The organism is Burkholderia metallica (assembly GCF_001718555.1).
GTDB classification, from domain to species: Bacteria; Pseudomonadota; Gammaproteobacteria; order Burkholderiales; family Burkholderiaceae; genus Burkholderia; species Burkholderia metallica.
This window is the reverse complement of sequence record NZ_CP013401.1, coordinates 2,008,918-2,022,354: the sequence shown is the minus strand read 5'-3', so window position 1 is coordinate 2,022,354 and position 13,437 is coordinate 2,008,918. Positions and strand designations below refer to the sequence as shown.

9 protein-coding genes are annotated in these 13,437 nt (G+C 70.7%); all 9 read left to right on the top strand.

What is annotated here, in order from left to right:
• Positions 1-139: 139 nt before the first annotated feature.
• Positions 140-1,111 carry a helix-turn-helix transcriptional regulator gene (locus WJ16_RS09035; RefSeq protein WP_069256776.1) on the top strand — a complete coding sequence of 324 codons (972 nt, stop codon included), beginning with the start codon at positions 140-142 and terminating at the stop codon, positions 1,109-1,111.
• Positions 1,112-1,228: 117 nt separating this feature from the next.
• The gene (locus tag WJ16_RS09030) at positions 1,229-3,436 is read left to right on the top strand and encodes a TonB-dependent receptor domain-containing protein (RefSeq protein WP_069256775.1); all 2,208 of its coding nucleotides are present in this window, start codon (positions 1,229-1,231) and stop codon (positions 3,434-3,436) included.
• 49 nt (positions 3,437-3,485) lie between these two features.
• Positions 3,486-4,670 carry an isochorismate synthase gene (locus tag WJ16_RS09025; protein WP_069256774.1) on the top strand — a complete coding sequence of 395 codons (1,185 nt, stop codon included), beginning with the start codon at positions 3,486-3,488 and terminating at the stop codon, positions 4,668-4,670.
• Positions 4,667-6,283, top strand: coding sequence for a (2,3-dihydroxybenzoyl)adenylate synthase (locus tag WJ16_RS09020; protein ID WP_069256773.1), 1,617 nt, complete (start codon positions 4,667-4,669; stop codon positions 6,281-6,283). The genes WJ16_RS09025 and WJ16_RS09020 overlap by 4 nt, the downstream gene beginning before the upstream one ends.
• 48 nt (positions 6,284-6,331) lie before the next feature.
• Positions 6,332-7,207 carry an isochorismatase gene (locus WJ16_RS09015; RefSeq protein ID WP_157126746.1) on the top strand — a complete coding sequence of 292 codons (876 nt, stop codon included), beginning with the start codon at positions 6,332-6,334 and terminating at the stop codon, positions 7,205-7,207.
• The gene (locus WJ16_RS09010) at positions 7,204-7,530 is read left to right on the top strand and encodes a DUF2218 domain-containing protein (protein ID WP_047901238.1); all 327 of its coding nucleotides are present in this window, start codon (positions 7,204-7,206) and stop codon (positions 7,528-7,530) included. Before WJ16_RS09015 ends, WJ16_RS09010 begins: the two co-directional genes overlap by 4 nt.
• Before the next feature lie 44 nt (positions 7,531-7,574).
• Positions 7,575-11,489, top strand: coding sequence for a non-ribosomal peptide synthetase (locus tag WJ16_RS09005; protein ID WP_069256772.1), 3,915 nt, complete (start codon positions 7,575-7,577; stop codon positions 11,487-11,489).
• Positions 11,486-12,280 (top strand): 2,3-dihydro-2,3-dihydroxybenzoate dehydrogenase, encoded by a 795-nt coding sequence (locus WJ16_RS09000; protein WP_084636019.1) that lies wholly within the window; start codon positions 11,486-11,488, stop codon positions 12,278-12,280. Before WJ16_RS09005 ends, WJ16_RS09000 begins: the two co-directional genes overlap by 4 nt.
• A gap of 34 nt (positions 12,281-12,314) precedes the next feature.
• Positions 12,315-13,418: a 3-deoxy-7-phosphoheptulonate synthase gene (locus WJ16_RS08995; RefSeq protein ID WP_069256770.1), complete on the top strand. Its 1,104-nt coding sequence runs from the start codon at positions 12,315-12,317 to the stop codon at positions 13,416-13,418.
• Positions 13,419-13,437: the final 19 nt, after the last annotated feature.

The window sequence follows — 13,437 nt, the reverse complement described above, 5'->3', positions numbered from 1 at the left end:
CTCCCGATACGATATAAATGAGAACAATTCTCATTTAATTGTAGCCGAGCCGATGCCGCGACTGGGGCGTCGGTCGTTTGATCGAACACCAAAATAGTTTGCGCGGGCGCAAGAGGCCTGCGCGTGGGGGTATGACGACATGACAGCGCTGACGCCAGCCGCTTCCCATTCCGATCGCTATCGACACGATGCGCACGTCGCGCGGATCCGCGAGGTGCGGCCCGGGCTGCGCATCCATTCGGACGATGCAACGGACGAATTCGACGCCGTGATGTCGGGGCAGTGTTCGCCGGGCCTGCATCTCGTGCTGCTGCTCGAGGGTGCGCTCGACGTGTCGTACGGCGACCGGCGCGTGGTGCTGACGACGGACGGGCGGCGGACCGGCCGTGCCGGCCGCGAAGCCGCGCGGCCCGCGGTGCGGATGCAGTCGTTCCTGCTCAACGCGGTCGAGCCGGACACGTTCCGCAGGCGGCTCAGCAAGGGCGGATACGCGCGGCGGCTGAGCCTCGCGATGTCGGGCGAATGGCTCGGTCATCTGCAGGAGGCCAGCCGCGGCGTCCTGCCCGAACAGCTCGGCGCGATGCTGTCCGCGCATCTCGCGATCCGCTTCTGGCAGCCGACGCCGCGCGCGACGGCGCTCGCCGAGCAGATCGTGCGGCCGCCGGCCTATCAGCCGATGCTGCAGGCGATCTATCTGGAAAGCCGCGTGCTCGAACTGCTCGCCGAGGCGTTCACGCCGCTCGAGAGCGACGCGGCGCAGGCGTCGGACGCGTCGCTCGGGTCGCGCGACTATCGCCGGATGGCCGAGCTGCGCGCGTTCCTCGCGAGCGACGCGGCGCAGGAACTGTCGCTCGACGACATCGCGCGGCACGCCGGGATGAGCGCGAACGCGATGCAGCGCCAGTTCCGCGCGGCCTACGGTACGACCGTGTTCGACTTCGTCCGCGAACATCATCTGCAGCGCGCGCGGCTCGCGCTCGAGCGCGACGCCGTGAGCGTGAAGCAGGCCGCGGCGCTGGCCGGCTACACGAGCGCCGCGAACTTCGCGACGGCCTACAAGCGCCGCTTCGGCGTCACGCCGACGCTCGCGCGGCGCAGCGACCGGCGCTGACGACGGCCGGCGACGGCGCTCAAACGACTTCGATGCTTACGCAAAGATTTCGGTTGATTACATGTTTCATAATGCAAATGAGAATCAATCACATTTTGAAACATCGAAAGCGCCACCATGCCGAATCAAGCTGCAAGCCTTGCATTGAAGCCGGTCGTCGTTGCCGGCCTGTATCTGATGGGTGCGTCGTGCGCGTGGGCGCAGACGCCTGACCGGGCGGCGGAACCTGCCGCCGCGTCTGCCGTCGCCGCCCGATCCGCCGCCGCCAAACCGGACGACCCGGCCAAGCCGGCCGGATCAGCGCCGCCGGAGGCCGCCGCCGATCCGGCCATGCTGAAGGAGGTCGTCGTCACGGCGAGCCGCCGCGAGCAGGCGGTCCGCGACGCGCCCGCGAGCATTTCGGTGATCAGCCGGGAAGACATCGAGGCGAAGCCGTATACGTCGGTCGCCGAGATCGTCGCCAACGTCGAGGGCGTGAGCGTCGTCGGTGCATCGCCGAACGACCAGGACATCTCGATTCGCGGGATGCCGGGCGAGTACACGCTGATCCTCGTCGACGGGCGTCGCCAGAACACGCGCGAAACGATGAATCGCGGCACGGCCGGCGTGCAGTCGAACCTGATGCCGCCGCTGTCCGCGATCGAGCGGATCGAGGTGGTGCGCGGGCCGATGTCGTCGCTGTACGGCGCCGACGCGATGGGCGGCGTGATCAACGTGATCACGCGCAAGGTGCCGAAGCGTTGGGGCGGCACGATCACGGCCGGCAGTGTGTGGCAGCTCGAATCGAACCAGGGCGACACGCAGAGCGTCGACTTCTGGCTCGGCGGCCCGCTGAAATCCGACGTGCTCGGGCTGCAGGCGTCGGGGCGTCTCCTGCATCGCGGCGAAGACAACATCTACTACCCGAACAGCGGGACGGGCGGCGCGAACGGGCAGCGGATCGGCAGCTTCGACGTGAAGTTGTCCGCGAAACCCGCGAGCAACCAGGACGTGAGCGTGAACCTCGGGCGCGAGCAGCTCACCTATCTCAGCACGCCGGGCAAGAGCGCCGCGCCGCTCACGCCGCGCACGGCGGCCACCGCGCTCACGGAGACGCGTCATGTCCGCGATTACTGGGGCATCACGCACGACGGCCGCTGGGGCTTCGCCGACACGACGGTGTCGCTGTACGGCGAGCGCGGCGTGCAGGACCAGTGGACGCCGGCCGGGCGTTCGCCGGTGAAGCCCGCGCTGACCGACACGATTCTCGAGGCCAAGGCCGCCGTGCCGTGGTGGGGCGAGCGCAACATCCTGACCGTGGGTGGCCAGCACATCTGGTCGAGGCTGTCGGGCGTCAGCGTGCAGGACGCGGTGCCCAAAGGGCATGGCGCCAATGCGGATCGCGTCACGCGCAACGCGTGGGCGCTGTTCGGCGAGAACGACTACTTCTTCAACGACCGCTTCACGCTGACGACCGGCGTGCGACTCGATCACGACGATCGTTACGGCAGCCACGTGAGCCCGCGCATCTACGGCGTCTACCAGCTCAGCAAGGCGTGGACGGTGCGCGGCGGCGTATCGACCGGTTTCCGTCCGCCGTCGCTGCGTCAGAGCACGGCCGGTTACTGCATGACGTCGGGCGGCGCAGCGGGCGCGATGCCCGGCACGTTGTGCGGCAATCCGGATCTCAAGCCGGAGACGAGCCTGACCGAGGAGCTCGGCGTGCGCTACGACCTGGGCGACACGTACGCGGGCCTGACGCTGTTCAACAACCTGTTCAAGAACAAGGTGGCGAGCTACGACACGGGCAAGGCCGATCCGCGTTCGCCGGGCCGCAACATCTATGTGTACGACAACATCGACCGGGTCAAGCTGTACGGGCTCGAGATCGGCGCGGGCACGCGCCTGTCGCGCACGCTGAAGGTGTCGGGCGCCTACACGCTGACCGAATCGCGCCGCGAGGGCAGCGGCGAGAAGGCGTTCAACGGCAGTTCGCTCGACGGTTATCCGCTCGACAAGACGCCGAAGCACAAATTCAACGTGCAGGTCGACTGGACGCCGACCGCCAGGCTCGACCTCTACGCGGCGGCGAACTACAGCGGCAGCGAATACTGGGCCGCGTTCCGCAACGGCGCGCAGGGCGTGCGCGAGCGGCCGTCGGCGACGACCTTCGATCTCGGCGGGCGCTACCGGATCGACAAGCGTTTCTCCGTCAATTTCGCGGTGCTCAACCTGACCAACAAGATGGTGCCGATCGACGATCGCACGCGCACGACCGGGCTGAGCGGCAACTGGCTCGTCGACCAGGGGCGCCGCATCGCGGTGAGTCTGACCGCCGAAATGTGACGGCATGGCCGGCGCGCCGCGCCGGCTCATTCAATCTGGAGGCAATGTCATGAATGCAATTTCCCGACCCGACGAACTATTAGTACCCCATAACGTGTGGGATGTGTATCGCGCGGATACCCCGTTGTTTCTCGCAACGCCGGCGCATACGGTGCTGGCCTGCGATGTCGCGGAGGCGATCCCGCATGCGGACGCGCCGCTCGCGGCGCGCGTGAACGATGCGTTGCGTCGCGCGCGGGCCGACGGCCACATGGGCGCGACGGTGGTCGGCGCGGTGCCGTTCGACGTCGGCGCGCCGACCGCGCTGCGGGTTGCGCGCACGATGCTGCGCGCGCGACCGCTCGGCGCGCAGCGGGCAGCCGGGCCGGCCGGCACGCGCTATGCGACGCGCGAGGTGCCGTCCGCGGATGCGTATGCGGACGCGGTCGCGCTGGCGGTTGCCAGGATTCGCGCGGGCGAGCTCGACAAGGTCGTGCTGGCGCGCACGCTGGAGGCGACCGGCGAGGTGCCGGTCGACGTTGCGGCGCTCGTCGCGCGACTCGCGTCGTGCAATCCGCACGGCTATACGTTCTCCGTGGATCTCGGCGCGGGCCGCACGCTGCTGGGCGCGAGCCCGGAGCTGCTCGTGAACCGCTTCGGCGGCGTCGTGCGCGCGAATCCGCTGGCGGGTTCCGCGCCGCGCAGCCGCGACCCGGTCGAGGACCGGCGCCGAGCGCAGGCGCTGCTGGCGTCGGCGAAGGATCTCGACGAGCACCGGGTCGTCGTCGACGCCGTGCGCGACAGCCTCGCGCCGCTGTGCAGGCGGCTCGACGTGCCGGCGCGCCCGTCGCTGGTCCATACGGAAACGATGTGGCATCTGTCGACCGAGGTGTGCGGCGAAACCGACGCGGATGCGTTGACGCTCGCACTCGCGCTGCATCCGACGCCCGCCGTCTGCGGCGCGCCGCGCGCGGCGGCGCGCGACTGCATTCGCGATGCCGAGCCGTTCGATCGCGGCTTCTACGCGGGGATGCTCGGCTGGGTCGATGCGCATGGCGACGGCGAGTGGGTCGTCACGATTCGCTGCGCCGAAGCGTTCGACCGCACGCTGCGGCTCTATGCGGGCGCGGGCGTGGTCGGTGAATCGACGCCCGAAGGCGAACGCGCGGAAACCGCGGCCAAGTTCCGGACGATGCTGGATGCGCTCGGTATCGATCGCGATGCCGCATCGGGCGCCGCGCGGGAGGCCGCATGACGCCCGCGAACCGCACGCCGTGGCCGGACGCGTTCGCCGCCGCGTATCGGCAGAAGGGGTACTGGCTCGGCCAGTCGTTCGCGCAGTGGTTCGACGAACGCGTCGCGCGGCACGGCGAACGTATCGCGCTCGTACAGGGCGACCTGCGCTGGTCGTACCGGACGTTCGCGGCGGAAGCCGAACGCACGGCCCGCGCGCTGACCGCGTGCGGGATCGTGCCGGGCGACCGCGTCGTCGTGCAATTGCCGAACTGCGTCGCCTTTTTCGCGGTGACGTTCGCGCTGTTCCGGATCGGCGCGCTGCCGGTGTTCGCGCTGCCCGCGCATCGCCGGCGCGAGATCGGCTACTTCTGCCGGCACGCGGGCGCGGTCGCCTATGTCGCGGCGGAACAGCACGACGGGTTTGACTACCGGGCGCTCGCGACCGAGATCCGCGCCGATGCGCCGACGTTGCGCCACGTGCTGTTCACGGCGCCCGGCAACGCGCGCGTGGCGCTGCCGGATGCGACGCCCGACGTCGCGCTGCCGCTGGGGCCCGGCGCGCACGAGATCGCGTTCCTGCAACTGTCGGGCGGCAGCACGGGTACGCCGAAGCTGATTCCGCGCACGCACGACGACTACCTGTACAGCGTGCGCGAGAGCGCACGCATTTGCGGGCTGACCGAACGCAGCGTCTATCTCGCGGCGCTGCCGGCCGCGCACAACTATGCGCTGAGTTCGCCGGGCTCGCTCGGTGTGTTCGATGCCGGCGGCACCGTCGTGCTGAGCGACGGCGCGAGCCCCGACACTGCGTTCCCGCTGATCGAGCGCGAGCGCGTGACGGTGGCGGCACTGGTGCCGCCGCTCGTGCCCGTATGGCTGGCCGCGGCCGGGCAGCGGCGCGGCGCGCTGGCGAGCCTCGAACTCGTCCAGGTCGGCGGCGCGCGCTTCGATCCGGCGCTTGCGGCGCGCGCGGCCGACGGCTTCGGCACGCAATTGCAGCAGGTGTTCGGGATGGCCGAAGGGCTGGTCAACTACACGCGGCTCGACGATCCGCGCGACGTGGTGATCGCCACGCAAGGGCGCCCGATCTCGCCGGACGACGAGATCCGCATCGTCGACGACGACGACCGCCCGGTCGAACCCGGCGCGGTCGGCCATCTGCTGACGCGCGGCCCGTACACGATCCGCGGCTACTACGACGCGGCCACGCACAACGCACGCGCGTTCACGGCGGACGGCTTCTATCGCACCGGCGATCGCGTCCGCCTGACGGCGGGCGGCCAGCTCGTCGTCGAGGGGCGCGCGAAGGACCAGATCAACCGCGGCGGCGAGAAGATCCCGGCCGAGGAAATCGAACACCTGCTGCTCGCGCATCCGGGTGTCGTCGACGCGGCGCTGGTCGCGATGCCCGACCCGTATCTCGGCGAACGCAGTTGCGCGTACGTGATTCGAGGCACGCCCGCGCCGGCCGCGGCAGACCTCGTGCGCTTCGTGCGTGGCCAGGGCGTGGCCGCGTACAAGGTGCCCGACCGGATCGAATTCGTCGACGCGTTCCCGAAAACGCCCGTCGGCAAGATCGACAAGCGCGCGCTTCGGCAGCACATCGCGGATCGGCTCGCCGCCGCTGCGTGACGAGTGCGGCGACGCCCCGTCGTTTTTTCCATTCCCAAGCAATCCAACATGGCCATTCCGAAAATCGCTTCCTATCCGATGCCGGCCGAGCTGCCGGCGAACCGCGTGAACTGGCGCTTCGACCCGCGCCGCGCGGCGCTGCTCGTGCACGACATGCAAGACTACTTCCTCGACTTCTACGACCGTGCGGCCGCGCCGGTGCCGACGCTCGTCGCGCACGTGCGTCGCCTGATCGATTTCGCGCATGCCGCCGGGATGCCGGTCTACTTCACCGCGCAGCCGGCAACTCAGGCGGCGGCCGATCGGGCGCTCCTGACCGACATGTGGGGGCCGGGTCTCACCGCGCAGCCGTCGCGCGCGGCGATCTGCGACGCGCTCGCGCCGGCGCCCGGCGACACGGTGCTCGACAAGTGGCGCTACAGCGCGTTCCGGCGTTCGCCGCTCGAGACGCACCTGCGCGAGCAGGGGCGCGACCAGCTCGCGATCTGCGGGATCTACGCGCACATCGGCTGTCTGATGACCGCCTGCGACGCGTTCATGCGCGACGTGCAGCCGTTTTTCGTCGCTGACGCGCTCGCGGATTTCTCCGAGCGCGAGCACCGCATGGCGCTCGACTACGTGGCTGGACGTTGCGGAATGGCAGTGACCACGGACGCGCTCGTCGGCGTCGCACCGGTGGACGATACGGCACCGATGCTCGCCGCGATCGCGGCGCAGGTCGCCCGCAGCCTGCGGATGCCGACCGCCGACCTGCGCGAGCACGACAACCTGGTCGATTGCGGGCTCGATTCGATCCGGATGATGACGCTCGTCGAACAGTGGCGCGCGCAAGGCTACGACGTCACGTTCGTCCAGCTCGCCGAGCAGCCGACGCTCGGCGCATGGACGCGAGTGCTGCAGCGCGCGGCGCGGGTGAGCGCATGACGGCGCGTCCGGCGATGCCCGATGCCCGTCCGGCGTCGTTCGTCAGCACGGCGGAGGTGTCGGTGCCGCAGGCCGACCGCGTGCTGTTCAAGCTGTGCAAGCACTACGCGATCAAGGTGCCCGTCGTGTTCGACGAACATCGCGCGACCGTCGATTTCCCGTACGGCGTCTGCCGGATGCTGCGTACCGACGACGTGCTGCAGCTTCGCTGCGAAGCCGATTCGTCGGAGCAGCTCGAGCAGATCCAGTACGTGATGGACGAGCACCTGGGGCTGATGTCGCGTAACCGGGCGCTGGTGGTCGCATGGGAGCGGGGCGCGTGACGCGGCCCGCCTCCGGCTCAACGAACTTCGGGGCAACCCCGCTCATGACAAACGAATCCTTGCCGATCCGCGCGACTTCCGCGCAATACGGAATCTGGGTCGCGCAACAGGTCGACTCCGACGATCCGGGCTATCTGACGGCCGAGACCGTCGAGCTCGACGGCGCGCTCGACGTCGCCGCGCTGACCGACAGTGTCGAGGCCGTGCTCGATCACGCCGACGCGCTGCACATGCGGTTCGCGTGGCAGGACGATGCGCTGTGGCAGGCGCGCCGGACGCCACGCACGCGGCTGCCACTCGTCGATCTGTCGGCGCAAGCCGATCCCGTGCAGGCGGCGCATGCGTGGATGAAGGCGTCGCTGTCGATCTGCTGCGACGTGACCGCCGATCCGCTGTACCGCACCGCGCTGCTGCGGCTGTCACCAACCCGGCACTGGTGGTATCTGCAGGTCCATCACATCGCGCTCGACGGCTTCGGCTACGGGCTGCTGCAGCAGGCCGCGGCGACTCGCTACAACGCGCGCGTCGGCGGCGGGCCGCTGCCGGAGCTGCCTGACTGGCGGATCGATCGCGTCGTTGAGGCCGAGGCGCGTTATCGCGCCGACGGCGGCTTCGATACCGATCGCGCGTTCTGGCGCGCGCATCTGCGCGACGTGCCCGCGCCGCTCGTCCTCGCGCGGAAACAGGACATCGCCCCCGACGCGTGGCGCGCGACGCGCGTGCTCGACGCCGAACGCGTGCGCGCGCTGCGCGCCGCCGCCGAGCGGGTCGACGTCGACTGGAATGCGTGGCTGCTGTGCGCGGTCGGCATCTGGCTCGCGAAGCAGGGCGGCCAGTGCGACCTGACGCTCGGGCTGCCGGTGATGAACCGACTCGGCACGCCGGCGCTCGGCGTGCCGTGCATGGCGATGAACATCGTGCCGCTGCGCGTGCATGTCGACGCCGGGCGCTCGCCGCGTGAGCTTGCACGCGAATGCGCGGAGCGCCTGCGCGCGATCCGGCCGCACCTGTATTACCGGTACGGCTGGATTCGCGGCGATCTCGGGCTGCTGGAGCGCAACGCGTTCCTGTTCAACCAGGCCGTCAACGTGATGCCGTTCGAACGGAAGGTCGCATTCCACGGGCTCGCGAGCGACACCCGCGCGGTGAGCGGCGGTCCGGTGAAGGATCTGAACGTGACGCTCGCCGTGCGCGGCGGCGCGTGGCATCTGACGCTGGAAGCCAACCCGAACGCGTACGACGAAGCGGTGCTCGCCGCGCATGCGCGCGACCTTGCCGCGTGGCTCGACGCATTTGCCGAACAGGCGCCGGACGAACCGGTAAGTGCACTGCTCGACGGGATGCCCGCGCCGTCGATCGTGCGCGGCACGCCGCTCGCCGGGCCGTACGACGACGTGCTCGCGCGGATCGAACGCATCGCGCGCGACGCACCGGCGCACCCGGCTATCGAGGCCGGCGGCCACCGCATCGACTACCGCACGTTGCTCGCCGACGCCCATGCGCTTGCGTCGGAACTCGAGCGAAGGGGTGGGGCGCGCGATGCACGCGTCGCGATCGCCGCGCCGCGCGCGCCCGACGTGATCGCGGCGATGCTGGCCGTGCTGAAGGTCGGCGCGGCGATCGTGCCGATCGATCCGGACGGACCGCCGCAGCGCGTCGCGGCGATGCTGGCGGATGCGGCGCCCGCGCTGGTGATCACGCGCGACGTGTATCGCGAATGTGCGGGTGGGCGGCCGGTGCTCGATCTGGCTGCGGCGCGCGTGTCGTCGCCGCGCGACGTGGCGTGCGCGGCGCCTGACGCGGCACAGCCCGCGTACCTCCTGTACACGTCGGGATCGACCGGTCGGCCGAACGGCGTGCTGGTCGGGCGCGGCGCGCTCGCGCATTTCGTCGCGAGCACGCGCGACCTGTATCGCATCGGTCCGAGCGACCGGGTGCTGCAGTTCGCGCCGCTGCATTTCGATGCGAGCTTCGAGGAGATCTTCGCGACGCTCTGCAACGGCGCGACGCTCGTGCTGCGCGACGACGCGATGCTCGACTCGATCGACGCGTTCACGGCCGAGGTCGAGCGCCGCCGCATCACGGTGCTCGACCTGCCGACCGCCTACTGGCACGTGCTCGCCCATGCCCTGGACGCGCGCCATGCGCAGCGCCTTGCCGGCGTGCGTCTGACGATCATCGGCGGCGAGGCCGCGTTGCCGGAGCGAATCCGGCGCTGGCACGCGCACCTGCCGCATCTGGCGCTGCTGAACACCTACGGGCCGACCGAAGCGACGATCATCGCGACGGCCGCCTGCGTGAGCGGTCCCGGCGCGGTCTGGCGCGACGGCGAGCCGGTGCCGATCGGCACGCCACGCGCGGGCGTCGACGCGCAGGTGGTCGACGAGCGCCTGTATCCGGTGGCCGAGGGCCGCACGGGCGAGCTGGTGCTGTGCGGCGACGCGCTGGCGCTCGGCTACCCGGGCAATGCGGCGCTGACGTCCGAGCGCTTCGTCACGCTGCCGGGGAGCGGTACGCGCGCGTACCGGACCGGCGATCTCGCCTCCGTGCGCGACGGCCGGCTGGTGTTCGACGGCCGGATCGACCACGAGGTGAAGATCAGCGGCGTGCGCATCGATCCGCGCGAGATCGAGGACTGGCTGCTGCGCACGCCGGACGTGCGCGAGGCGGCGGTCGTCGCGTTGCGCGGCGACGCCGACGTGACGACGCTCGCGGCGTTCGTCGTCGGGGTGGACGAAACGGCCGCGCTGCGTGCGCGGCTCGCCGACGCGCTACCGGCCGCGGCGATTCCCGACGCGTGGCACGTGCTCGAACGGCTGCCGCGCAACGTCAACGGCAAGACCGATCGCAACGCGTTGCGGCAGCGCGCGATGGCGGCCCGCATCGGCGTGGACGACGATCCGCGCGCCGACGCGCTCGAACGGCAGGTGATGCACGCGTGGCGCAGCGTGCTCGGCGGCGTCGCGCTGACGCCGGATTCGAATTTCTTCGACATCGGCGGCAAGTCGTTGCAGGCGATCCAGGTGAGCGCGCGGCTGGCGACCGCGCTCGGCCGCGACGTGCCGGTATCGATGCTGTTCCGCCATGCGACGGTCGCGGCGCTGGCGGCTGCACTGCGCACGCCGCTGCCGTACCGGCCGCGCGTGGAGCGCGACGCGTTCGCCCCGCATCTTGCGATCCAGACGGCGGGAGGCGCTGCGCAGCGGCTCATCTGCATTCATCCGGCCGACGGCCTCGCGTGGAGCTATCTGCGGCTTGCCGCGTACCTGCCCGACACGACGGTCGACGGGCTGCAACTGTCAGTCGGCGACACGAACGGCGCGGCCGATTTCGACGCGCTCGTCGACACCTATGTGCGGCGCGTGCGGGCACTGCAGCCGGACGGTCCGTACCACCTGCTCGGCTGGTCGCTGGGCGGCGCGCTCGCGTACGCGGTCGCGGCGGCCCTCGAACGCGTCGGCGCGCCGGTGGGCGTGCTCGCGCTGATGGACAGTTATCCGTCGTCCGCGTGGATGGCACAGCCGCAGCCGGAGGCGGGCGACGCGCTGCGGATTCTGCTGACGGTGAACGGCGATTTCGACACGGCGGCGTTGTCCGACGCATTGCTGCGGCAGCGCCTGTTGCGCGCGAACAGCCCGTTCGCAGCGCTCGGCGGCGCGGGGCTCGACGCGCTGGTCGACGCGACGCTGCGGCAGATGCGCCAGTTCCGCGCCGCGCCGACCCCGCGTTACGGCGGCGAACTGCTGCTGTTCAACGCAACCCGCAAGCGGCCCGGCACGCCGGGGCCCGACAGCTGGGCCGCGCACCGGCCGGCGGCGTTGCCGACCTGCGTGGCGCTCGACTGCTCGCACGACGGGATGTCCGATCCCGAACCGATGGCGGCGATCGGCGCCGCGCTGACCGAACGGCTCGCCGCATGGGCCGACATGGAAACCGTTACGAGGAACGTGAATCGATGAGCAGGGAAACCGAGATGACATTTCTGGCGGGGGTGGCCGTCGTGACCGGCGCGGCGCGCGGGATCGGCGCCGCCGTGGTTCGCGCGCTCGCCGCGCGCGGGGTCGACGTCGCCGCGTTCGACGCCGACGGCGACGCGCTGGCGCGGGCGAACGAGGATCGCCCGCCGGCGCCGGGCCGCGTTCATCCGTTCGCGGTCGACGTGACCGACGCGCGCGCCGTGCGCGCGGCAATCGAGCACGTGGAGGCGACGGTCGGCCCGATCGGCATGCTCGCGAACGTCGCCGGCGTGCTGCGGCTCGCGGCCGCGACGTCGCTGACCGACGACGACTGGGCGCATTGCTTCGCGGTGAACACGCACGGCGTGTTTCACCTGTCGCGCGCGGTCGCACAGCGCATGATCGAGCGGCGCACGGGCAGCATCGTGACCGTCGGGTCGAATGCGGCGCTCGTGCCGCGCACGCAGATGGCCGCCTACGCCGCGTCGAAGGCCGCCGCGCATCAGTTCACGCGGTGCCTCGGCCTGGAGCTGGCCGGTCACGGCATTCGCTGCAACATCGTCGCGCCGGGTTCGACCGACACGCCGATGCAGCGCCAACTGTGGCGCGGCCCGGAAGGCCCGGCAGGCGTCATCGCGGGGTCGCTCGAAACCTATCGCACGGGCATTCCGCTCGGGCGCATCGCCGCGCCGGACGACGTCGCCGGCACCGTGCTGTTCCTGCTGTCCGACGCCGCGCGCCACGTGACGCTGCACACGCTGTGTGTCGACGGCGGCGCGACGCTCGGCGTGTGACGGCCCGTCTGAATTCCGTCTCCGGAGCGTCTTCATGAAACAGATATCGGCCTGTGCCGAACAAGGTGCGGCAGGCGCGTTCGCGTTGCCGCATCACGAGAAACGGTTGCGCGTCGGCGCGCGGCTGCCCGTGCCTGACGCGCTGCGCCACGCGGTGCCGGCGTCGTATGCGGCGCGGGCGACCGTCGACGCGGGACGCGCGCAGGTGCGCGCGATTCTCGAACGGCGCGACGCGCGCCGGATCGTCGTCGTCGGCCCGTGCTCGATCCACGATCCGGCGGCCGCGCTCGACTACGCGCGCCGCCTCGCCGGCCTTGCGCACGCGGTGCGCGACGCGCTTTGCGTGGTGATGCGCGTCTACTTCGAGAAGCCGCGGACGACGGTCGGCTGGAAAGGGCTGATCAACGATCCGGGGCTCGACGGCAGCCATCGCGTCGAGGAGGGATTGCGCACCGCGCGCCGGCTGCTCGTCGACATCAATGCGCTCGGGCTGCCGGTCGCGACCGAGGTGCTGGACGTCGCGACGCCGCACTACCTGTCCGACCTGGTGAGCTGGGCCGCGATCGGGGCGCGCACGACCGAATCGCAAATCCATCGCGAGCTGGCATCGGGGCTCGCGATGCCCGTCGGTTTCAAGAACGGCACGGACGGCCAGGTCGACATCGCAGCGCACGCGATGCTGGCCAGCATGCGGCCGCACACGTTCATCGGCGTCGATGGTGCCGGCGGTCCGGCCTTGCTGCACAGCACCGGAAATCCGCACGCGCACCTCGTGCTGCGCGGCGGTCGCCACGGGCCGAACTACGACGCCGCGGCGGTGGCGGCCGCGGTCGAAACGTTGCGCGCGCAACGCCTGACGCCGAACCTGCTGATCGACTGTTCGCATGCGAACTGCGGCAAGCAGGCGATACGGCAACTGGCGGTGCTGGACGATGTGGTCGGGCAGATGCGCGCGGGCAACGAAGCGATCCGGGGCGTGATGCTCGAAAGCTTCATCGAGGACGGCGCGCAGCCACTGGGCGGCGCACTGCGCTACGGCTGCTCGATCACCGATCCGTGCATCGGCTGGGAGGCGACCGAGGATGCGCTGTTGCGCGCCCGCTGCCTGCTGACCGACGACAGCCCCCATGCGCGCTGACGCGCGTCGTTTACCTTTT